Source organism: Phenylobacterium sp. (assembly GCF_016793225.1).
Classification (GTDB): Bacteria; Pseudomonadota; Alphaproteobacteria; order Caulobacterales; family Caulobacteraceae; genus Phenylobacterium.
This window is the reverse complement of sequence record NZ_JAEUMN010000005.1, coordinates 21,057-40,248: the sequence shown is the minus strand read 5'-3', so window position 1 is coordinate 40,248 and position 19,192 is coordinate 21,057. Positions and strand designations below refer to the sequence as shown.

Genomic DNA, 19,192 nt, shown 5'->3' with positions numbered 1-19,192 from the left:
TCAGCGCCAGTCCTCGCCGGCGTTGATGATCCGGCGGGTCTGGGCGAGGCGGCCCACCGGCCCGCGCGCGCCCACGCATTCGGCGACCACGGCGTCCTCTTCGCGGCCCACGATGCGGCAGGTCACGTCCTGGCCGAACGCGGCGGCCATCAGCGCGCCGCGCGACGGCGGCGCCGTGGCGGCCCGGATCGGGAGGTCGGCGAGCCGCACGGGGACCCAGGCCGAGGGACTTGGGCCCAGCGCGACGCACAGGCGCTCGCCGTCCAGCACCTCGAGGACGGGGCCGCGGAACGCCTCGGCGTCGGCCGGCGGCGCGCCGCCGCACACGCCGGCCTGCGCCGTCCCGCCGAGGGCGAGGGCCAGGAAGATCGCGGGTCCGAGGGCTCGATGGATCATCTTGGGTCTCAACGCGGGTCCGGACCGTCGGTTCGCAACGTCCGGGCCACATCCTGAGGACGGCGCCCGCCCGGCCGATCCCTAGGTGAGACGGCGCGCGACCCGCTCGCGCCACAGCGCGATGAGCGGCGTCACGCCCAGCTCCATGACCAGCGGAAGCCCCGACCCCGGCGTCAGGCCGCGCTCGACGACGGCGCCGAGCCGCGCCAGGCCCCCGATCACGACGATGAGCGCCAGCGCGCGCACCACCTCGCCGCGTCGCTCGATGGTGGGAATGCAGGCCCAGAAGGTCAGCCCGACGCCCAGCAGCAGGCCCGAGAGATAGCGGGCGTGGCTGTCGGGCCGCCATTCGCCCAGAACGCCCCAGGCGCCGGCCGCGACCGGCACGACCCCGGCCAGGGCGATGGCGACCTGCAGAAGCCGCCGCTCGAGGGCGGGGCTCATCCGGCGAACAGGTCGGCCTGGGCGGCGGCCTTCGCGCCCTCGATGGCCAGCAGCTTCATCTTGGTCTCCACGCCGCCCCGGGCCGAGAAGCCGCCTGGCTTGCCGCCGGCCGCCGTCACCCGGTGGCAGGGCACCACGATGGGCCACGGGTTCTTGCCCAGCGCCTGCCCGACTTCGCGGGCCAGCAGCCTGTCGCCCAGCTTCACCGCGATCTCGCCGTAGGTCAGCGTCTCGCCCGGCGGGATGGCGCGGGCGATCTCGTAGACCCGGGCGTGGAACTCGGGCGTCCGGGACAGGTCGAGCGGCGCGTTCGCGAGGTCGGCCTTCTCGCCGCGCATGAGCGCGCGGATGCCTTCCACGGTCGCGGCGAGCCGGGTCGGGACCTCGGCCTCGACGGCGTCGGGGAAGCGGCGCAGGAAGCCGCGGCGGCTGGTCTCCGGATCCCGCTCGGGCAGATGGCAGGCGACGAGGCCGGCGTCGTTCCAGGCTATCCCCGCGAAGCCGATGGCGGTGTCGAAGAGGGCGAACTGGGTCATGGCCGCAAGATAGGCGCGTTCGCCGAAAGGCGCTGGCGGTTATCGGACATGGATCGCGGGTCGGGGCCCGCATCGACCGTGAGATTTAGGCGGCGGAAGCATCTCCGATGCCCGCTGGCAGACCAGAACGCTCGCCGCCGTCTTCCGTGACGCCGCGGTTGGTGAGGGGCGAAACGCGATCGGACGGCGCTCGGGGCCGGGCTGGCCCCCTGGCCCCACTTCCTTGACCTTACAGCGTCTTTCCCGCATAAGCCGCCGCTTCCGGCGCCAACCTCGGTCAGCGCCCTCTACCGCTACGACCCCGATCCCCATATCGGACGAGAGCGGCGAGGCCCCCCGTCCACGCAATCGTGCACGGGGGTCGACTGCGTTTGGGCCTTAGGAGTTCGACTTGTTCGACGCACTGACAGATCGGCTGACAGGAGTCTTCGACCGGCTCTCCGGGCGGGGCGTGCTGTCCGACAAGGACATCGACGAGGCCCTGCGCGAGGTGCGCGTGGCCCTGCTCGAGGCCGACGTCGCGCTGCCGGTCGTGCGCGACTTCATCGCCAAGGCCAAGGAGCGCGCCACCGGCGAGGCGGTGATCCGCTCGGTCCGTCCCGCCGACCAGGTGGTCAAGATCACCTATGACGGCCTGGTCGAGATGCTGGGCGGGAGCCAGGCGGCCGAGGGCCTCAACCTCTCGCTCAACCCGCCCACGGTCATCCTGATGGCCGGCCTGCAGGGCTCGGGCAAGACCACCACCGCCGGCAAGCTGGCCAAGCGGCTGGTGGGCGAGCGCAAGAAGGTGCTGCTGGCCTCGCTCGACACCCGCCGTCCCGCGGCGATGGAGCAGCTGGGCATGCTGGCCGAGCAGGCCGGCGCCAACTTCCTGCCCATCGTCCAGGGCCAGGCCGCCCCCGACATCGCCCGCCGCGCCATGCAGGCCGCGCGCCTGCAGGGTTTCGACGTCCTGATCCTGGACACCGCCGGCCGCACGACGATCGACGAGGCCATGATGGCCGAGGCGGCCGAGATCGCGAAGATCTCGACGCCGTCCGAGACCCTGCTGGTGGCCGACGCCCTGACCGGCCAGGACGCCGTGCGCACGGCCAAGGCCTTCCACGAGCGCCTGCCGCTCACGGGCCTGGTGCTGACCCGCGCCGACGGCGACGGCCGCGGCGGCGCCGCGCTGTCGATGCGCGCCGTCACCGGGCTGCCGATCAAGTTCCTCGGCGTCTCCGAGAAGATCGACGGCCTCGACGTCTTCGACGCCGACCGCGTGGCCGGCCGCATCCTGGGGCGCGGCGACGTCGTCGCCCTGGTCGAGAAGGCCGCCCAGGAACTCGACATGGCCAAGGCGGAAGCCACGGCCAAGAAGCTCGCCAAGGGCCAGTTCGACCTCGACATGATGGCCGACCAGCTGGCCCAGATGAAGCGCATGGGCGGCATGGAAGGCATGATGGGCCTGCTGCCCGGCGTGGCGAAGATGAAGCGCCAGATCGCCGAGAGCGGCCTCAACGACAAGACGTTCGACCGCCAGATGGCGATCATCTCGTCGATGACGAAGCAGGAGCGCAAGAAGCCCGACATCCTGCAGGCCTCGCGCAAGCGGCGGATCGCGGCGGGCTCGGGCGTGGACGTGGCCGAGGTGAACCGGCTGCTGAAGCAGCACCGCCAGATGGCCGACGCCTTCAAGGCGCTCTCGAAGAATGGCGGCAAGGGCTTCGGCCAGATGGCCAAGATGCTGGGCGGCGGCAACCTCGACATGGGCAAGATCGCCCAGATGACCGGCCAGCCCGCGCCCACGCCCGAGCAGCTCGAGGAGATGCAGGCCCGGCTGAAACAGATGCCCGGCGGCCTCCCGAAACTTCCCGGCCTCGGCGGCGGCCTGCCGCCGGGCTTCAACCCCTTCAAGAAATAACGACCTAGGAACCGACTGAAATGCTGAAGATCCGTCTCGCCCGTGGCGGCGCCAAGAAGCGCCCCTACTACTCGATCGTCGTCGCCGACAGCCACTCGCCCCGCGACGGCCGCTTCATCGAGAAGGTGGGCAGCTACAACCCGCTGCTGAAGAAGGACGACCCGAACCGCGTGGTCCTGAAGCAGGAGCGCATCGCCGAGTGGCTCGCCAAGGGCGCGCAGCCGACCGACCGCGTCGCCCGCGAGCTGGGCAAGCTGGGCATCGTGAAGTGGGAAGCCGGCTCGAACCCGAAGAAGGGCGAGCCCGGCCAGAAGGCCAAGGAACGCGCCGAGGAGCGCGCCCAGCGCGAGGCCGACCGCGCCGCCGCCGCGGCCGAGGCCGCCGCCAATCCGCCGGCCGAAGAGGCGCCCGCGGAAGAGGCCGCTCCTGTGGAGGCCGCCGCCGAGGAAGCTCCCGCCGCCGAGACTCCGGCCGAGGACGCGCCGGCCGCCGAAGAGGCTCCGGCCGCCGAAGGCTCCGAAGAGCAGGCCTAAAGTCGAAGCCGGATGGGAGACGATCTCATCCTGGTCGGCCGCGTCGCGGGCGCCTTCGGGGTCCGCGGCGAGGTCCGCCTCACCAGCTACACGGCCGAGCCCGCCGCGCTGCTTGCGTACCGCGACCTGAAGCGTGAGGACGGGACGCCCGCCCTCACGCTGACCGGCGGCCGGGCGGCGAAGGGCGGCGTGGTCGCGCGTGCGCGCGAGATCGAGACCCGCGAGCAGGCCGAGGCGCTGCGGGGCCTAAGGCTCTACATCCCGCGCGACGTCCTCCCCGAACCCGAGGAGGACGAGTTCTACGTCACCGACCTGATCGGCCTCGCGGTCGAGACGCCCGAGGGCGAGGCCCTGGGGACGATCCGCTCGGTCCAGGACTTCGGCGCCGGCGACCTGCTCGAGATCGCGCCCGCGCAGGGCGGCGCTACCTGGTACCTGCCCTTCACCAGGGACGCCGTCCCCGAGGTGCGCCTGGCCGAACGCAAGGTGATCGGCCTGAGGCCCGACGAGCTCGAATGACCCCGGTCGAGGGCCGCGACGGCGCGGCCCGAGCGCGCACCGTGCGTCGGGGCCGGGTTTCGCCTATATAGCCGGCCCCATGAGCCGCCCGTTCCTGAAGATGAACGGGCTCGGCAACGACTTCGTCGTGGTCGAGACCCGCAGCGCGCCGTTCGAGCCGACGGCCGAGGAGGTGCGCGCCATCGCGAACCGCGAGACGGGCGTCGGCTGCGACCAGCTCATCGCCATCGACAGGGCAGAGGGCGCCGACGCGCGCGTCCGGTTCTGGAACGCCGACGGCGAGGAGGTCGGCGCCTGCGGCAACGGGACCCGCTGCGTGGGCTGGCTCCTGATGCAGTCGTCGGGCAAGGACGAGGCGGTGATGGAGACCGCCGCGGGCCGCCTGGTCGCCACCCGGGCCGGCGAGCGGCTGGTGAGCGTCGACATGGGCGAGCCCCGCCTGGACTGGCGCGAGATCCCCCTGGCCGAGGCGCACGACACCGCCGCCCTGCCGGTGGCGCTGTACCACCACGCCGACCTCATGGCGCCGCCCGGCTGCGTGTCGATGGGCAACCCGCACGTGGTCTTCTTCGTGCCCGAGGTCGCCCAGGCTCCCGTGGCCGAAGCCGGGCCCGCCGTGGAGCGGCACCCGCTGTTCCCCCAGCACGTCAACGTGGGCTTCGCCGAGATCAAGGCGCGCGACCGCATCCGCCTGCGCGTGTGGGAGCGCGGCGCCGGCCTCACCCGGGCCTGCGGCACGGGCGCCTGCGCGGCGCTGGTGGCGGCCGCCCGGCGCGACCTGACGGGCCGCCACGCCACGCTCGAGCTGGACGGCGGCGAGCTCTTCATCGAGTGGCGCGACGACGGCCACGTGATCATGACCGGCCCGGCGGCCGTGGACTTCACGGGCGAGCTCCCGTGAGCCGCGACGTCGATATCGTCACGTTCGGCTGCCGGCTGAACGCCTACGAGAGCGAGGTCATCCGCACCCGCGCTGCCGAGGACGGGCTTTCGGACGCCGTGGTGTTCAACACCTGCGCGGTGACGGGCGAGGCGGTGCGGCAGGCCCGCCAGGCCATCCGCAAGGCGCGGCGCGAGCGCCCGGGCGCCCGGCTCATCGTCACCGGCTGCGCGGCGCAGATCGACCCCGCCGCCTTCGCCGCCATGCCCGAGGTCGACCTCGTGCTGGGCAACGCCGAGAAGAGCCAGACCGGCGCCTACGCCCCGCTGTCGCAGGCGGACGGAGCCGAGCCCCCGCGCGTGCGCGTCAACGACATCATGAGCGTGCGCGAGACGGCCGGGCACCTGATCGACGGCCTGAAGGACCGGGCCCGGGCGTACGTCGAGGTGCAGAACGGCTGCGACCACCGCTGCACCTTCTGCATCATCCCCTACGGCCGCGGGAACTCCCGCTCGGCCCCCGCCGGCGAGGTGGTGGAGCAGGTCCGGAAGCTGGCCGCCCAGGGCTATCGCGAGGTGGTGCTGACGGGCGTGGACGTGACCAGCTGGGGCGCCGACCTGCCCGGCCGGCCGACCCTGGGCCAGCTCGTGGCCCGGATACTGAAGCTGGTCCCCGAGCTGCCGCGCCTGCGCCTGTCGTCGATCGACGCCGCCGAGATCGACCCCGACCTGATGCGCTGCCTGGCCGAGGAGCCGCGGCTGATGCCCTACCTGCACCTGTCGCTGCAGGCCGGCGACGACATGATCCTGAAGCGGATGAAGCGCCGGCACAGCCGCGCCGACGCGCTGAAGCTGGTGCGCGAGGTCCGCGCCGTGCGGCCGGACGTGGCGTTCGGCGCCGACCTCATCGCGGGCTTCCCGACCGAGACGGACGAGATGTTCGCCAACACGCTGAAGCTGGTGGAAGAAGCGGACCTCGCCTTCCTGCACGTCTTCCCCTTCAGCCCCAGGCCGGGCACGCCGGCGGCCCGGATGCCGGCCGTGAAGCGCGACGTCGTCAAGGCGCGCGCGGCCGCGCTGCGGAGCGCAGGCGCGGCGGGGCTGGCGCGCCACCTGGCGCGGCAGGCCGGGCGGACGCTGTCGGGCCTGGTCGAACGCCCGGGCGTCGCGCGCGCCGAGGACTTCACCGAGATCGCCTTCGAAGGCGAGGCGCCGGTGGGCGGGATCGTGGACCTGCGCGTCACCGGGCGCGACGAGCGGCGGCTGCTGGCCCGAACGCTGCACATGGCGCCGGCATGAGCATCACCGGCGGCTGCCAGTGCGGGGCCGTCCGGTTCCGCGCGGCGCGTCTGAGCGAGGCCAGCATCTGCCACTGCCGCATGTGCCAGAAGGCCACCGGCGGCCTGTTCGGGCCCTACGTCGCGCTGGAGGGGCTGGAATGGACGCGCGGGGCGCGGAAGCGCTTCCAGAGCTCCAACAAGGTCTGGCGGGGGTTCTGCGAGGCCTGCGGCACGCCGCTGACCTGGGAGCACGCCGCGGGCCTGACGTCGGTGATGATCGGCGCGCTGGACGATCCCGCGGCCGCCCGGCCCGGCGAACAGCTGGGCAGCCCGGCCAAGCTCCCGTGGGTCGACGGGCTCCCGGACCTTCCGACCCACGCGCCCGACGAGCCGCGGGCCGCCGCGCATCTGGCCAGCATCGTCGGCCTGCAGCATCCTGACCGCGACACCTGAGGAGGCGGCATGACGTTCACCGGCGGATGCCAATGCGGCGCGGTGCGGTTCGAGGCGGGGCGGCTGGGACGGTCCAGCATCTGCCACTGCCGCATGTGCCAGCGGGCGACGGGCGGCTTCTTCGGGCCGTACGTGGACGTGTTCGAGTTCCGCTGGATCCCCGGGCCCCCGAAGTACTTCCAGAGTTCCGAGGCCGTGAAGCGCGGCTTCTGCGAGGCCTGCGGCACGCCGCTCAGCTTCGAGATGGGCGACAGCGTCGGCGTCTCGATCGGCGCCCTGGACGACCCCGAGGCGGCGGCCCCGGCGACCCAGCTCGTCTGGCCGGCCAAGCTCTCCTACGTGGACCACCTCGGCGACCTGCCGCCCTGGACCCACCCCAGGACCGGCGAGAGCCCGTCCGAGGCCTTCGCCGGCGTGGTGTCGAGGCAGACGGACAGGCCCTAGGGCGCCGCGTCCGGGGGCGGGCCGCGGCCGGGGAAGCCCGGCATCCGCCAGCCGAACAGCATCGCGCCCGCCCGCAGCGCGAAGGCGCAGAGGAAGCCGAGCACGCCCGCGACTCCCGGCGCGAGGCCCATGGCGTCCAGGCCGACGAAGACGCCCGCGCCCAGGAGCGCCGGGGTGATGTAGAGCTCGCGCTTCAGCAGGATCGACGGCTCCTCGGCCAGGACGTCGCGGATGACGCCGCCGAACGCCGCCGTGAGCACGCCCATGACCACGGCCGAGAAGGCCGGCACGCCCAGGGACAGCGCCTTCAGGGCGCCCACGACGCAGTAGGCCGCCATCCCCAGCGCATCGAGCCAGTTCAGCATCCGCTCGCCCCGCCGGCCCCAGCCGAACACCCAGACGGCGGTCGCGGCGGCGAGGCAGACCGCCACGTACTGCGGCTTGGCCACCCAGAAGACGGGCGCGCCGATCAGGAGGTCGCGCAGCGTGCCGCCGCCCACGCCGGTGACGGCGGCGAAGAAGCCGAAGGTGATGATGTCGTGCTTGCGCCGGGCGGCCGCCAGCGCGCCCGAGGCGCCGAACACGGCCACGGCGGCGTAGTCGAGCACCATCAGCGTGGTCGCCAGCGGATCCATGCGCCCCTTGATGCGGTCGACCGCCATCCACGGCAAAGCAAATTCCCTTCCCGCTTGCGGGAAGGGGGGACCGCCCGCCGAGCGAAGCGGAGAGCGGGTGGTGGGAAGGGCGAGCGGCGGGCAGGGGGCGCGTCCTGAGCGCGGGGACTGGGGCTTGCCCTTTCCACCCCTCGCTCTACGCCCTTCGGGCTCGGCGAGCGGTCCCCCTTTCCCGCAGGCGGGAAAGGAAGGGGGCGCGTGTTGCACCTTCCCTTCCCGCGCGCGGGAAGGGGGGACCGCCCGCCGAGCGAAGCGAAGAGCGGGTGGTGGGAAGGGCGAGCGGCGGGCAGGGGGCGTGTCTTGAGCGCGGGGACTGGGGCTTACCCTTTCCACCCCTCGCTCTACGCCCTGCGGGCTCGGCGAGCGGTCCCCCTTTCCCGCAAGCGGGAAAGGCCAGCGGCGGGCAGGGCGTTGCGCCCGGTTTCCAGGGCGGCCGGAGACGGCTAGAAGCCCGCCCCATGTCCGAACCCAAACGCGGTTGGTTCCAGAGGCTCACCGAGGGCCTGACGAAGTCGTCGAAGCAGATGGGCGAGCAGATCGCCCAGGTGTTCGTCGCCAAGGAACCGCTCACCCAGGCCAAGCTCGACGAGCTGGAGGAGATGCTGATCGAGGCCGACCTCGGCCCGCACTCCGCCGCCCGTATCACCGAGCGCTTCGCCGCCGAGAAGTTCGGCAAGGACGTCGACGAGGCCGAGATCCGCGAGGCGCTGAGCAAGGCCATCGGCGAGGAACTGGCGACCCGCGCGGGCAGCTTCGAGCCGCTCGCCGGCCCGCGGCCCTACGTGGTCCTGTTCATCGGCGTGAACGGGTCGGGGAAGACCACGACCCTGGGCAAGATCGCCACGGACCTCGTCCGCCAGGGCGCGAAGGTGCTGGTGGTGGCCGGCGACACCTTCCGCGCCGCCGCCGTCGAGCAGCTCAAGATCTGGGCCGAGCGGGCCGGGGCCGATTTCATGGGCCGGCCCACGGGATCGGACGCCGCCGGGCTGACGTTCGACGCCGTGCAGAAGGCGAAGGACGAGGGCTACGACGTGGTGCTCGTCGACACCGCCGGACGCCTGCAGAACAAGCAGGGCCTGATGGACGAGCTGCTCAAGATCATCCGGGTGGTCAAGAAGATCGACCCCGACGCGCCGCACGAGACGCTGCTGGTGCTGGACGCCACTGTCGGCCGCAACGCGCTCGCCCAGGAGAACATCTTCGGCAACCAGATCGGCGTGTCGGGGATCGTGATGACCAAGCTGGACGGCACCGCCCGCGGCGGCGTCCTGGTGCCGGTGGCCCAGGCGTCGGACAGCCCGATCAAGCTGATCGGCGTCGGCGAGGGCGTGGACGACCTGCAGCCCTTCGACGCCCACGCCTTCGCCCGCAGCCTCGTGGGCCTTTCGGAGCCCATCAGATGAGCGATTCCAGCCGCAGGCACTGGGTGCGCTGGTTCGTCGACTATTCGGCGCTGGCGATCTTCCTGGCCGCCTACTTCGCCACGGGCCGCAACCTGGTGCAGGCGAGCTGGTGGCTGGTCGGCGGCTCGGCGCTGGCCCTGGCCGTGGGCCTGGCCGTGGAGCGGCGGATCGCGCCCTTCCCCGCCATCGCCGGCGGCGCGGCGCTGCTGTTCGGCGGGCTCACGCTGGTCTTCGACGACGCGCGCTTCCTGAAGATCAAGCCCACGATCATGAACGGGCTGTTCGGCGCCGCCCTGCTGGTCGGCCTGGCCATGCGCAAGAACCCGCTCAAGCTGGTGCTGGGCGACGCCTTCACCATGCCCGAGCCGGTGTGGCGGCAGCTCACCCTGCGCTACGCGGGGATGTTCTTCGCGCTCGCGGCGATCAACGAGGTGGTCTGGCGCACGCAGCCGGACACCGTCTGGGTGGTGTTCCGCTTCCCCGGCCTGATGATCCTGACGCTCGTCTTCACGCTCAGCCAGGTGCCGCTGCTGATGCGCTACATGAAGACGGAAGACCTGCCGCCGCCGCCCACCGAATAGGGCGCTCAGCGCTTCGGGAAGCTGATGTTCGCCGGCCGCAGGTGCGGGTTCGCGATCCTGTCGTAGGACGGCTCGGGCAGGCCGCCCACGATCATGTCGAGCAGGTCGGCGCCCTCGGCGGCCGGCGGCGGCTCCTGATAGAGCTCGCGCCATAGGGCGGCGGCTTCCTGCCGAATCCGACTGTCGCGCTGGGTGGCCATGATGCTGCTAAACCCGCAGCCCCGAACCGTGTTCCCAGATAAATTCTAGTTAATTTCGAGTCTTAGCCGTCCGACCGGTCACACGCGGATGTCGACCAGGGACCCCGGCCGCAGGATCTTCTGCGGGGCCTCGGCGCTGGACGGGGAGGCGGCGGTCCGGGCGGCCGCGACCGTCGCGCCCGAGGAGACCGGCGCCGAGACCGGCGCCGAGACGGGCGACGGGGCGGGCGCCGCGGCCGCCTGCGCCTGGCCCATGGCCTGGGCGAAGAACGCGCGCTGGGCGGCCATGCGGTCGCGGTCCTGGGGCTGCGGGCCCTGGTGCGACGGCGGCAGGATGTTCGGGCGGATGGTGGTCACGGGGCTGGGCCGAACATGGTTAACGGGTCCGGCGACATTGCCGCCGGTCCCTCAACGCGCGGTTAACGCGCGCGGTTCGCGAGCCGCGTCGCGTCGGCCTCGGTGAGCGGCCCGGTGTGCTTCTCGATGACCTTCCCGTCCGCCCCCACGAGGTAGGTCTCGGGCACGCCCGTGACGCCGAACTCGACGCCGGCCCGGCCGTCGCGGTCCACCAGCACCTCGGCGAAGGGGTCGCCCAGGCGGGTGAGGAAGGCCTGCGCATTCGACGGCGCGTCCTTGTAGGCCACGCCGACCACCCGCACGCCGCGGCCCTTCAGCCCCATCAGCACCGGGTGCTCGACCTCGCAGGGGGCGCACCAGGACGCGTAGAAATTGACCAGCGCGGGCCCCTGCACGGCGCTCCGCAGGCGGACGGGCTGGCCTTCGGCGAGCGTGGGAAGCGTCAGGTCGGGCATCTCGCGGCCGACCAGGGCCTTGGGCTGGACCTGCGGATCGCGCCGCAGGGCGTAGAAGTAGAAGAGGCCGCCCAGGGCGACCAGCGCCACCAGCGGGAGGGCGGCGAGCCAGCGGCTCACTTGCGGTCCAGCTCCTCGAAGCGCTTCCGCCAGCGCCGCGCGTGCGCCAGCGACGTCCAGAGCATTCCGGCGAACACCACGGCGGTGACGGCGAACGCGGGGATGATGAACTCGGCGTACTTCGCGTCGAACACGTCAGCCCCTCGCCGTCCGCATCGCCGCCGCCTCGGCGCGGCGCTTCCAGACCTCGCCGCGGATGCGCACGAGCCAGAGCGAGCCGAAGGCGGCCAGGTAGGCCACGCCCATGATGAGCAGCGGCCAGAGGAAGACCGGCGCCAGGGTGGGCCCGTCGGCGCGGAAGACCGAGGCGCCCTGGTGCAGCGTGTTCCACCATTCCACGCTGTACTTGATGATCGGCAGGTTGATGGCGCCGACCAGCGCCAGGATCGCGGCCGCGCGGCTGGCCTTGGTCTCGTCGTCGAGCGACGCCCGAAGCGCGATGTAGGCCAGGTAGATCAGGAACAGCACCAGCACCGACGTCAGGCGCGCGTCCCAGACCCAGTAGGCGCCCCACATGGGCCGGCCCCAGAGCGCTCCGGTGACGAGCGCCAGGAAGGTGAAGGCGGCGCCCAGGGGGGCCGCAGCCTGGGCGGCGGCGTCGGCCAGGGCGTGGCGGAAGATCAGCGACAGGAAGCTCGCCACCGCCAGGCAGACGTAGATGAACATGCAGATCCACGCGGCCGGCACGTGGATGAACATAATCCGCACCGTCTGTCCCTGCTGGTAGTCGTCGGGGACGTTGAAGCCCAGCCACAGGCCCCAGACCCCGAGGCCGACCGCGATCAGGCCGAACAGCGGGGCGGCCCAGCGCGAGAACGCCATGAACCGCTCGGGATTGGACAGGAAGGCGGGCGCCCAGCTCATGTGCTCGCCATAGGGCCCGGCGCGGCCCCCCGCAAGCGCCCGCAGCGGGGACGCAGGCGATCGCAAGGGGCCGTGGGCGACGCCGCCCGGCTCAGAGGCTGCTCGGGGGGGAGGGCGGCGTCGGGGGGACCGGCGGCGCGGGCGGCGCGCGAAGCACGACCGGCATCGGACCGGGCAGCACCATCGGGCCCACCGCGGGGCCGACCAGCATCAGCATGGGCATGGAGTCGAACGCCTTCTGCTGGGTGGCGTCGAGCTGACCGTAGAAGGTCCTCACGGCCGCGATCCGGCGGCCGGCCTCGGCCTGCTGCTCGGCCATGCGGGCCTGCATGTCGTCGAGCCGCTGCAGGGTCGTGCGGCCGTCGCCGCGGCTGCGGTCGAGGCGGACCTCGTGGCGGCCCTGCCGCTTCGTCGCCTCGAGGAACGCGCTCAGCGCCGGCGTCTGGTCGGGGCGAAGCTGCAGCGCCCGGGTCAGGTACTCCGCCCGGCCCTCGCCATGGTCGAAATGCGCGAAATCCCGGTGGGCCGAGCCCAGCTCGCGACTGTAGCGGGCCGCCTCCAGCGCCGCCTCGCGCGCGCGTTCGCCGGCCTCGCGGGCGCGGGCCGCGGCCTCATGGGCGCGCTCTCGCGCCGCCTCCCTTGCCTCGCGGGCCTGCTCGCGGCTGGCCATCGCGGCCTCGCGGCTCCGGATCATGGCGTCGCGGGCGTCGGCCTCGGCTTCGCGGGCGGCGGTTTCCGGGCTCGCCGCCGCGATCGCGCCGCCCGCGCAGAGCGCGAAGGCCGCGCCGGCCAGCAGCCAGGTGGTGGTGTTCGACATGTCGGCGTCTCCTGCAGGCCCCTCCGAGGGCCCAGGATGCGACGGCGCGATCCCGACGCCAGTTAAGCTTTGGTCATGGTCAGGACAGCGCGTTGCGGCAGGCGGCCGCCATGGCGATGGGCCCGACCGCCACCGTCGCCAGCGCATAGGCGCCCAGCAGCGCGAAGCCGCCCGTCCAGGGCAGGCCCGCGGCGAAGGCGTCCAGCGCGCCGCCGCCGAAGATGATCGGCGGCACGAACAGCGGCAGGACGATCACCGCCGTCAGCAGCCCGCCACGCCGGGCGCCGAGGCTGAGCGCGGCGCCGATCCCCCCCAGAAAGGCGAAGGCGAGGCCGCCCAGCAGCGCGCAGGCCAGGGTGAGCGGCGCCGAGGCGGGGTCGGCCCCGAGGCCGATGGCGGCCACGGGCGCGGCCAGGGCCAGCGGGGCGCCGTTCGCCATCCACTGGCCGAGGCACTTGATCAGGCAGGTGAGCTCGAGCGGCGCGGGCGAGAGCACGAGCTGGTCCAGCGCGCCGTCCTCGTAGTCCCGCTCGAACAGGCGCTCCAGCGACAGCAGGGAGGCGAGGGCGAGGGCGACCCAGGCCGCGCCCGGGGCGATGGCGGCGAGCCGCGTCGGCTCGGGCCCGATGGCCAGCGGCAGGAAGGTGGCCACGCCGGCGTAGAAGGCCACGGCGACCATCGGGCCGCCGCCGCGCCCCCAGGCCAGCGCCGTCTCGCGCGCGAGCAGGGCGACGAGCCGGTTCACGCGGGCAGCTCCAGGCTCAGGGTCGGGATCGGCAGGGGATCGTGCACGGCGGCCAGGATCAGGCCGCCTTCCGCCAGGTGGCGGCGCATCAGGCTTCCGAACGTCTCGCGCCAGCGGGCGTCCAGGGGGCTGAGAGGCTCGTCGAGGAGCCAGAGCCCGCGCGGCGCCGCCAGGAGCCGGGCCATCGTCAGCCGCCGCCGCTGGCCCGCGGACAGTCGCCGCACCTCCAGGCGCAGCAGCGGGACGAGTTCGAGCGCCTCGGCCGCCGCCTGGGCGGTGGCCTCCGAGCCTCCGCACCAGCGGCTCCAGAACGCCAGCTCCTCGGCCGCCGTGCGCGCCGGCTTCAGGCCGTCGGCATGGGTCACGAAGTGCAGCCCGCCGCCGCGCGCGTCGTGCGGGTCGACGTCGCCGAAGCCGATGGCGCCGCCTTCGAGCCGCACGAGGCCGGCCACCGCGCGCAACAGGCTGGTCTTGCCCGAGCCGTTGGGGCCGGTGAGCGCGCACGCCTGCCCCGCCTGGAGCGTCAGCGACACCCCCTCGAACAGAAGCCGCCCGCCCCGCCGCAGCGCTGCGTCCTCGATGGTCAGCGTCCGGATCAACGCTCTGCTCCCACTAGACCGCAGAGATCGCGGAAGGACGCCGAAAGACAGGCAGGCTTCGCTCCACGCGTCGCGCCGTCGTCGCATGCATGGACGGCGTAAGAGGGCGGGTCTATGAACGTGTCGGCCGCCGCACCTGGGGGGAGCCAACGCCGCGCCGAGACGAACCCTGTGAGTCCGTCTCTTCGAGAGCGCGCGATCCCTCGGGTGGTCCTGGGTGGCCGGAACAGAGAAAGGATCTCCCTCTATGGCGTCCGTGGACACCCTCAAGACCCGCCGTCTGCTGACGGTCGGCGACAAAGCCTACGCTTACTACAGCCTTCCGGCCGCCGAGGAAGCGGGGCTGACCGGCATTTCGCGGCTTCCGATCTCGATGAAGGTCCTGCTCGAGAACCTGCTGCGCAACGAGGACGGCGTCTCGGTCGGCGCAGACGACCTCAAGGCGGTCGCCGCCTGGCTCGACAACAAGGGCAAGGTCGAACACGAGATCAGCTTCCGTCCCGCCCGCGTGCTGATGCAGGACTTCACCGGCGTGCCCGCGGTGGTCGACCTGGCCGCCATGCGCGACGCCATGACCAAGCTCGGCGCCAACCCCGAGAAGATCAACCCGCTGAACCCGGTCGACCTCGTCATCGACCACTCGGTGATGATCGACTACTTCGGCACGTCGAAGGCCTTCGCGCAGAACGTCGAGCGCGAATACGAGCGCAACATGGAGCGCTACAACTTCCTGCGCTGGGGCTCCTCGGCCTTCAACAACTTCCGCGTCGTGCCGCCCGGCACCGGAATCTGCCACCAGGTGAACCTGGAGTACCTCGCGCAGACGGTCTGGACGAACGCCGACGAGGGCCAGGAAGTGGCCTACCCCGACACCGTCGTCGGCACCGACTCCCACACCACCATGATCAACGGCCTGGCCGTGCTGGGCTGGGGCGTGGGCGGCATCGAGGCCGAGGCGGCCATGCTGGGCCAGCCGATCCCGATGCTGATCCCCGAGGTCATCGGCTTCAAGCTGACCGGCGAGCTGCCCGAGGGCACGACGGCCACCGACCTGGTGCTCACCGTCACCCAGATGCTCCGCAAGAAGGGCGTGGTGGGCAAGTTCGTCGAGTTCTACGGCCCGGCGCTCGCCAACATGACCCTCGAGGACCAGGCGACCATCGCCAACATGGCCCCGGAGTACGGCGCCACCTGCGGCTTCTTCCCGGTCACCCAGGCGACCATCGACTACCTGGCCGCCACCAACCGCGATCCGGCCCGCGTGGCCCTCGTCGAGGCCTACGCCAAGGCCCAGGGCATGTGGCGCGACCCGACCGATCCGGATCCCGTCTGCACCGACACGCTGGAGCTCGACCTCGGCACGGTCACGGCCTCGCTGGCCGGTCCGAAGCGCCCGCAGGACCGCGTGGTGCTCACCTCGGCGGCCGACGAGTTCAAGGCCGCCCTCGCCGGCGACTTCGGCAAGGCCGACACGCTCTCCGAGCGCTACAAGGTCGAGGGCGAGAACTACGACCTCGGCAACGGCGACGTGGTGATCGCCTCGATCACCTCGTGCACCAACACCTCCAACCCCAGCGTGCTGATCGCGGCGGGCCTGGTGGCCAAGAACGCCGTCGAGAAGGGCCTGCGGGTGAAGCCCTGGGTGAAGACCTCGCTGGCGCCCGGAAGCCAGGTGGTCACCGACTACCTGAAGGCCGCGGGGCTGACGAAGCACCTCGACGCGCTGGGCTTCAACCTGGTGGGCTACGGCTGCACCACCTGCATCGGCAACTCGGGCCCGCTGCCCGAGCCCGTGAGCGAGTCCATCCAGAAGAACGACCTGGTGGCCGTCTCGGTGCTGTCCGGCAACCGCAACTTCGAGGGCCGGGTGAATCCGGACGTCCGCGCCAACTACCTGGCCTCGCCGCCGCTGGTGGTGGCCTACGCCCTGGCCGGCTCGATGCTGACCGACCTGGCCAACGACCCGCTGGGCGAGGGCAAGGACGGCAAGCCCGTCTACCTGCGCGACATCTGGCCGAGCACCGCCGAGATCGCCGCCCTGCAGCGCAAGCACGTCACCAACAAGATGTTCGCCACCCGCTACGCCGACGTCTTCAAGGGCGACAAGAACTGGCAGGGCATCAAGGTGAAGGGCGGCCAGACCTACGAGTGGGACATGACGTCCACCTACGTGGCCAACCCGCCCTACTTCGACGGGCTGGAGATGGAGCCGAAGGCCGTCACCGACATCGTCGAGGCCCGCGTCCTGGCCGTGTTCGGCGACTCGATCACCACCGACCACATCAGCCCGGCCGGCTCGATCAAGGCGACGTCGCCCGCCGGCGTCTACCTGCGCGACCGCCAGGTGCCGCAGTCCGAGTTCAACTCGTACGGCGCGCGGCGCGGCAACCACGAGGTGATGATGCGGGGCACCTTCGCCAACATCCGCATCCGCAACCGGATCACGCCCGACATCGAGGGCGGGGTCACCAAGCACTTCCCCTCGGGCGACGAGATGTCGATCTACGACGCGGCCATGCGCTACCAGGGCGAGGGCCGGCCGCTGGTGGTGTTCGCGGGCAAGGAATACGGCACCGGCTCGTCGCGCGACTGGGCGGCCAAGGGCACCAAGCTGCTGGGTGTCCGCGCCGTGGTGGCCGAGAGCTTCGAGCGCATCCACCGCTCGAACCTGGTGGGCATGGGCGTGCTGCCGCTGCAGTTCCTGCAGGAAGGCTGGCACAAGCTGGGCCTCACCGGCGAGGAGATCGTGACCATCCGCGGCCTCACCGACCTGGCGCCCCGCAAGCAGCTGATCGTGGAGATGTACCGTCCGAGCGACGGCCGCATCGCCCGCTTCCCGGTCCGCTGCCGGATCGATACGCCCACCGAGCTCGAGTACTTCAAGCACGGCGGCGTCCTGAACTACGTGCTGCGCGGCCTGGCCCGCGCGCCGGTCGCGGCCGAATAGTCCGTCCGGACCTGCCGACGCCCGGCGTGGCGTGAACTGGAGCCTCGGGCCCGCGCCCGGGGCTCCTTTCACGAGCGGCCCGTCGGTCACGGCGCGCCTACCGCGCCGGCCGCTCCATGCGGAAGAAGGCGCTGGGGGTCGCGAACCCCATGTCGCGGTCGGCCTGGCGGACCATGCCGATCCGCTCCAGCACCCGCTGGGAGCCGTAGTTCTGCGGCTCGGTGAAGGCGATCAGGTAGGGCGCCTCGGTGTTGGCGAAGGCCCACGCCGCGACCGCCCGGGCGGCTTCGGTGGCGAGGCCCTGGCCCCAGAACTCCGGCCGGAAGGCGTAGCCCAGCTCGAACTCGTCCGTGGCGCGCCACAGGCTGAGGCCGGCGCGGCCGACGAACACGCCCTCGCGGGTGTGGACGCACCACTTGGAGTGCCCCCGGCGCGCGTGCTCGGACACGAAATCGTCCAGGACGGCTGCGATCTTGGCGTCGTCCCACACGCCGCCCATGTAGCGGCCGACCTCGGGATCGCGGTGCAACTCGGCCAGGAGACCGAAGTCGTCCGCGGTGAACGGACGGAAGGTCATCCGCGCCGTTTGCAGGATCGGCGGGTCCGGATCGGAGCCTTGCGCGTTCATCTGCGGTTTCGGTTCGCCATGCGATGCCGTCCTGTTGTAGCGCAGCTTGGGTGGAGGATGCACATGCGCGGATTCGTGATCGCCGTTCTGGCCCTGGCGCTGTCGGCCTGCGCCACCGTCCAGAAGCTGGACGCGGCGAGCGACGTGCACGCCCTGCTCATCTCCATCCGCGACAACGACCGCGCCGCCTTCGACGCCCTGGTGGACCGGCCGGCCCTGCAGCGCGAGATCGAGGGCCGCCTCGTCGCCGAGGCGGGCAAGGACAGCCGCGTGCCCGCCGGCCTCGCCGCCATTCTCGCGCCGAGCCTGGCCCGGATGGCCGGAGACGCCCTGATCCAGCCCGACGTGTTCCGGGCGGTGGCGGCGAGCTACGGCTACCGCAGCGACACGAAGATCCCCGGCCCGATCGGCATCTCCACGCTGCTCCGGCCGCTGCCGGACGGGCGGGTCTGCGCCACCAGCAAGAAGGACGGACCGTGCCTGCTCATGTTCACGCACGCGCCCGACGGGCGATGGAAGCTGTCCGGCTTCGAGGGCGACGTCGGGATGCTGCGCGTCCGCCGCTGATCGCGCTAAGCTGCTCCGACGACGGGGGAGCGAGGACATGGGCTACGAAGCGGCGCTGAAGGACTACGCGAGGTTCGATTTCACCCACGACGGCCGGACGTTCCCCGTCTGGACCCGCGGGTCGGGCCCGGCGGTGATCGTGATGCACGAGATGCCGGGGCTGCACCCGCAGGTCATCCGGTTCGCCGACCGGGTGGCGGCCGCGGGGATGACCGTCTACTGCCCCAGCCTGTTCGGAAAGCCGGGGAAGCCCGCGAGCCGCGGCTACGCGCTGCAGAGCATGCTGGGCGTGATCTGCGTGCGGCGCGAGTTCACGATCTGGGCGAAGGACAAGTCGAGCCCGGTGGTCGACTGGCTGCGGGCCCTGGCGCGCAAGGCGCACGCGGACTGCGGCGGCAAGGGCGTGGGCGCGGTGGGCATGTGCTTCACGGGCGGGTTCGCGCTGGCGATGATGACCGAGCCTTCGGTCGTGGCGCCGGTGCTCTCGCAGCCGTCGATGCCCGCCGGCGCGGCCAAGGACAAGGGCGGCATCGACGCCACCGAGGCCGAGATCGCCTGCGCGCGCCGCCGGTTCGCCGAGGAGGACCTCTCGATGATCGGCCTGCGCTTCAAGAGCGACAAGCTGGTCGGCGACGCGCGCTGGGAACGCTACCGCCGCGAGTTCGGCGACCGCTTCGAGGCCATCGAACTGGAGGACGAGGACGCCGCGCCGTCGTTCATCCCGCCGCACTCGGTGCTCACCCTGCACCTGAAGGAGGACGGCCCGACCAAGGCGGCCGAACAGCGCGTGATCCAGTTCTTCCGCGAGCGCACCGGGGCCTAGTTCTTCCACTCCGGGAAGGGGCGGG

25 protein-coding genes are annotated in these 19,192 nt (G+C 72.2%); 12 read left to right on the top strand and 13 right to left on the bottom strand.

Features of this window, described 5'->3' with window-relative positions:
* The 3 genes from JNK30_RS00375 to JNK30_RS00365 form a co-directional block, all read right to left on the bottom strand.
* Positions 1-396 carry a hypothetical protein gene (locus JNK30_RS00375; protein WP_293479118.1) on the bottom strand — a complete coding sequence of 132 codons (396 nt, stop codon included), beginning with the start codon at positions 394-396 and terminating at the stop codon, positions 1-3.
* A gap of 81 nt (positions 397-477) precedes the next feature.
* On the bottom strand, positions 478-840 hold the full coding sequence (locus JNK30_RS00370) for a DUF4345 family protein (protein WP_293479116.1): 363 nt from the start codon (positions 838-840) through the stop codon (positions 478-480).
* The gene (locus JNK30_RS00365; RefSeq protein ID WP_293479114.1) at positions 837-1,376 is read right to left on the bottom strand and encodes a methylated-DNA--[protein]-cysteine S-methyltransferase; all 540 of its coding nucleotides are present in this window, start codon (positions 1,374-1,376) and stop codon (positions 837-839) included. The genes JNK30_RS00370 and JNK30_RS00365 overlap by 4 nt, the downstream gene beginning before the upstream one ends.
* Positions 1,377-1,767: 391 nt before the next feature.
* On the opposite strand from JNK30_RS00365, the gene ffh reads away from it, so the two are divergent.
* The 7 genes from ffh to JNK30_RS00330 all read left to right on the top strand — a co-directional run bounded on the left by ffh (position 1,768) and on the right by JNK30_RS00330 (position 7,387).
* Positions 1,768-3,279, top strand: coding sequence for a signal recognition particle protein (gene ffh, locus JNK30_RS00360; protein ID WP_293479112.1), 1,512 nt, complete (start codon positions 1,768-1,770; stop codon positions 3,277-3,279).
* A gap of 20 nt (positions 3,280-3,299) precedes the next feature.
* Positions 3,300-3,812, top strand: a complete 513-nt coding sequence (gene rpsP, locus JNK30_RS00355) for a 30S ribosomal protein S16 (RefSeq protein WP_293479110.1) — start codon at positions 3,300-3,302, stop codon at positions 3,810-3,812.
* 12 nt (positions 3,813-3,824) lie between these two features.
* The gene (gene rimM / locus JNK30_RS00350; protein ID WP_293479108.1) at positions 3,825-4,331 is read left to right on the top strand and encodes a ribosome maturation factor RimM; all 507 of its coding nucleotides are present in this window, start codon (positions 3,825-3,827) and stop codon (positions 4,329-4,331) included.
* A gap of 79 nt (positions 4,332-4,410) precedes the next feature.
* Positions 4,411-5,232, top strand: coding sequence for a diaminopimelate epimerase (dapF, locus tag JNK30_RS00345; RefSeq protein WP_293479106.1), 822 nt, complete (start codon positions 4,411-4,413; stop codon positions 5,230-5,232).
* The gene (gene mtaB / locus JNK30_RS00340) at positions 5,229-6,509 is read left to right on the top strand and encodes a tRNA (N(6)-L-threonylcarbamoyladenosine(37)-C(2))-methylthiotransferase MtaB (RefSeq protein WP_293479104.1); all 1,281 of its coding nucleotides are present in this window, start codon (positions 5,229-5,231) and stop codon (positions 6,507-6,509) included. The genes dapF and mtaB overlap by 4 nt, the downstream gene beginning before the upstream one ends.
* Positions 6,506-6,943, top strand: coding sequence for a GFA family protein (locus JNK30_RS00335; protein WP_293479103.1), 438 nt, complete (start codon positions 6,506-6,508; stop codon positions 6,941-6,943). Before mtaB ends, JNK30_RS00335 begins: the two co-directional genes overlap by 4 nt.
* Before the next feature lie 9 nt (positions 6,944-6,952).
* On the top strand, positions 6,953-7,387 hold the full coding sequence (locus JNK30_RS00330; RefSeq protein WP_293479101.1) for a GFA family protein: 435 nt from the start codon (positions 6,953-6,955) through the stop codon (positions 7,385-7,387).
* On the opposite strand, the gene JNK30_RS00325 is transcribed toward JNK30_RS00330, so the two are convergent.
* The gene (locus tag JNK30_RS00325) at positions 7,384-8,022 is read right to left on the bottom strand and encodes a trimeric intracellular cation channel family protein (protein WP_293479147.1); all 639 of its coding nucleotides are present in this window, start codon (positions 8,020-8,022) and stop codon (positions 7,384-7,386) included. The two genes, JNK30_RS00330 and JNK30_RS00325, sit on opposite strands and share 4 nt — an antisense overlap.
* 497 nt (positions 8,023-8,519) lie before the next feature.
* Here JNK30_RS00325 and ftsY point away from each other — a divergent pair, with 497 nt between their 5' ends.
* Complete coding sequence (ftsY, locus tag JNK30_RS00320; RefSeq protein ID WP_293479099.1) at positions 8,520-9,464, top strand: signal recognition particle-docking protein FtsY; 945 nt, start codon at positions 8,520-8,522, stop codon at positions 9,462-9,464.
* The gene (locus JNK30_RS00315) at positions 9,461-10,045 is read left to right on the top strand and encodes an inner membrane-spanning protein YciB (protein ID WP_293479097.1); all 585 of its coding nucleotides are present in this window, start codon (positions 9,461-9,463) and stop codon (positions 10,043-10,045) included. Before ftsY ends, JNK30_RS00315 begins: the two co-directional genes overlap by 4 nt.
* Positions 10,046-10,050: 5 nt before the next feature.
* Here the strand turns inward: JNK30_RS00315 and JNK30_RS00310 are convergent, their stop codons facing one another.
* The 8 genes from JNK30_RS00310 to ccmA all read right to left on the bottom strand — a co-directional run bounded on the left by JNK30_RS00310 (position 10,051) and on the right by ccmA (position 14,202).
* On the bottom strand, positions 10,051-10,245 hold the full coding sequence (locus JNK30_RS00310) for a hypothetical protein (RefSeq protein WP_293479095.1): 195 nt from the start codon (positions 10,243-10,245) through the stop codon (positions 10,051-10,053).
* Between the two features lie 78 nt (positions 10,246-10,323).
* Positions 10,324-10,602 (bottom strand): hypothetical protein, encoded by a 279-nt coding sequence (locus tag JNK30_RS00305; RefSeq protein WP_293479093.1) that lies wholly within the window; start codon positions 10,600-10,602, stop codon positions 10,324-10,326.
* Between the two features lie 62 nt (positions 10,603-10,664).
* Complete coding sequence (locus JNK30_RS00300) at positions 10,665-11,177, bottom strand: DsbE family thiol:disulfide interchange protein (RefSeq protein WP_293479091.1); 513 nt, start codon at positions 11,175-11,177, stop codon at positions 10,665-10,667.
* A complete protein-coding gene (ccmD, locus tag JNK30_RS00295) occupies positions 11,174-11,311 on the bottom strand; it encodes a heme exporter protein CcmD (protein WP_293479089.1) in 138 nt (45 codons plus the stop codon). The genes JNK30_RS00300 and ccmD overlap by 4 nt, the downstream gene beginning before the upstream one ends.
* Position 11,312: 1 nt before the next feature.
* Positions 11,313-12,041: a heme ABC transporter permease CcmC gene (gene ccmC / locus JNK30_RS00290; protein WP_293479087.1), complete on the bottom strand. Its 729-nt coding sequence runs from the start codon at positions 12,039-12,041 to the stop codon at positions 11,313-11,315.
* A gap of 91 nt (positions 12,042-12,132) precedes the next feature.
* The gene (locus tag JNK30_RS00285; protein WP_293479085.1) at positions 12,133-12,858 is read right to left on the bottom strand and encodes a Spy/CpxP family protein refolding chaperone; all 726 of its coding nucleotides are present in this window, start codon (positions 12,856-12,858) and stop codon (positions 12,133-12,135) included.
* Between the two features lie 79 nt (positions 12,859-12,937).
* Positions 12,938-13,603: a heme exporter protein CcmB gene (ccmB, locus tag JNK30_RS00280; protein ID WP_293479084.1), complete on the bottom strand. Its 666-nt coding sequence runs from the start codon at positions 13,601-13,603 to the stop codon at positions 12,938-12,940.
* Complete coding sequence (ccmA, locus tag JNK30_RS00275) at positions 13,600-14,202, bottom strand: heme ABC exporter ATP-binding protein CcmA (RefSeq protein WP_293479082.1); 603 nt, start codon at positions 14,200-14,202, stop codon at positions 13,600-13,602. The genes ccmB and ccmA overlap by 4 nt, the downstream gene beginning before the upstream one ends.
* A 247-nt stretch (positions 14,203-14,449) precedes the next feature.
* On the opposite strand from ccmA, the gene acnA reads away from it, so the two are divergent.
* Positions 14,450-17,149: an aconitate hydratase AcnA gene (acnA, locus tag JNK30_RS00270; protein ID WP_293479080.1), complete on the top strand. Its 2,700-nt coding sequence runs from the start codon at positions 14,450-14,452 to the stop codon at positions 17,147-17,149.
* Positions 17,150-17,246: 97 nt separating this feature from the next.
* Here acnA and JNK30_RS00265 read toward each other — a convergent pair whose 3' ends face one another.
* Positions 17,247-17,777, bottom strand: coding sequence for a GNAT family N-acetyltransferase (locus JNK30_RS00265; RefSeq protein WP_293479079.1), 531 nt, complete (start codon positions 17,775-17,777; stop codon positions 17,247-17,249).
* Positions 17,778-17,840: 63 nt separating this feature from the next.
* Between JNK30_RS00265 and JNK30_RS00260 the strand changes: the two genes are divergently transcribed.
* Both JNK30_RS00260 and JNK30_RS00255 read left to right on the top strand, forming a co-directional pair.
* Positions 17,841-18,344 (top strand): DUF2939 domain-containing protein, encoded by a 504-nt coding sequence (locus tag JNK30_RS00260; protein ID WP_293479077.1) that lies wholly within the window; start codon positions 17,841-17,843, stop codon positions 18,342-18,344.
* Between the two features lie 37 nt (positions 18,345-18,381).
* Positions 18,382-19,167, top strand: coding sequence for a dienelactone hydrolase family protein (locus JNK30_RS00255; RefSeq protein WP_293479075.1), 786 nt, complete (start codon positions 18,382-18,384; stop codon positions 19,165-19,167).
* The last annotated feature ends 25 nt before the right edge of the window (positions 19,168-19,192 follow it).

Coding starts and splice junctions, on each gene's coding strand:
- JNK30_RS00315 (WP_293479097.1), top strand. CDS start 9,461: ATGAGCGATTCCAGCCGCAGGCACTGGGTGCGCTGGTTCGTCGACTAT.
- dapF (WP_293479106.1), top strand. CDS start 4,411: ATGAGCCGCCCGTTCCTGAAGATGAACGGGCTCGGCAACGACTTCGTC.
- JNK30_RS00260 (WP_293479077.1), top strand. CDS start 17,841: ATGCGCGGATTCGTGATCGCCGTTCTGGCCCTGGCGCTGTCGGCCTGC.
- acnA (WP_293479080.1), top strand. CDS start 14,450: ATGGCGTCCGTGGACACCCTCAAGACCCGCCGTCTGCTGACGGTCGGC.
- JNK30_RS00255 (WP_293479075.1), top strand. CDS start 18,382: ATGGGCTACGAAGCGGCGCTGAAGGACTACGCGAGGTTCGATTTCACC.
- rpsP (WP_293479110.1), top strand. CDS start 3,300: ATGCTGAAGATCCGTCTCGCCCGTGGCGGCGCCAAGAAGCGCCCCTAC.
- JNK30_RS00330 (WP_293479101.1), top strand. CDS start 6,953: ATGACGTTCACCGGCGGATGCCAATGCGGCGCGGTGCGGTTCGAGGCG.
- JNK30_RS00310 (WP_293479095.1), bottom strand. CDS start 10,245: ATGGCCACCCAGCGCGACAGTCGGATTCGGCAGGAAGCCGCCGCCCTA.
- ccmC (WP_293479087.1), bottom strand. CDS start 12,041: ATGAGCTGGGCGCCCGCCTTCCTGTCCAATCCCGAGCGGTTCATGGCG.
- rimM (WP_293479108.1), top strand. CDS start 3,825: ATGGGAGACGATCTCATCCTGGTCGGCCGCGTCGCGGGCGCCTTCGGG.
- JNK30_RS00335 (WP_293479103.1), top strand. CDS start 6,506: ATGAGCATCACCGGCGGCTGCCAGTGCGGGGCCGTCCGGTTCCGCGCG.
- JNK30_RS00325 (WP_293479147.1), bottom strand. CDS start 8,022: ATGGATCCGCTGGCGACCACGCTGATGGTGCTCGACTACGCCGCCGTG.
- JNK30_RS00265 (WP_293479079.1), bottom strand. CDS start 17,777: ATGAACGCGCAAGGCTCCGATCCGGACCCGCCGATCCTGCAAACGGCG.
- JNK30_RS00375 (WP_293479118.1), bottom strand. CDS start 396: ATGATCCATCGAGCCCTCGGACCCGCGATCTTCCTGGCCCTCGCCCTC.
- JNK30_RS00365 (WP_293479114.1), bottom strand. CDS start 1,376: ATGACCCAGTTCGCCCTCTTCGACACCGCCATCGGCTTCGCGGGGATA.
- ftsY (WP_293479099.1), top strand. CDS start 8,520: ATGTCCGAACCCAAACGCGGTTGGTTCCAGAGGCTCACCGAGGGCCTG.
- JNK30_RS00285 (WP_293479085.1), bottom strand. CDS start 12,858: ATGTCGAACACCACCACCTGGCTGCTGGCCGGCGCGGCCTTCGCGCTC.
- JNK30_RS00370 (WP_293479116.1), bottom strand. CDS start 840: ATGAGCCCCGCCCTCGAGCGGCGGCTTCTGCAGGTCGCCATCGCCCTG.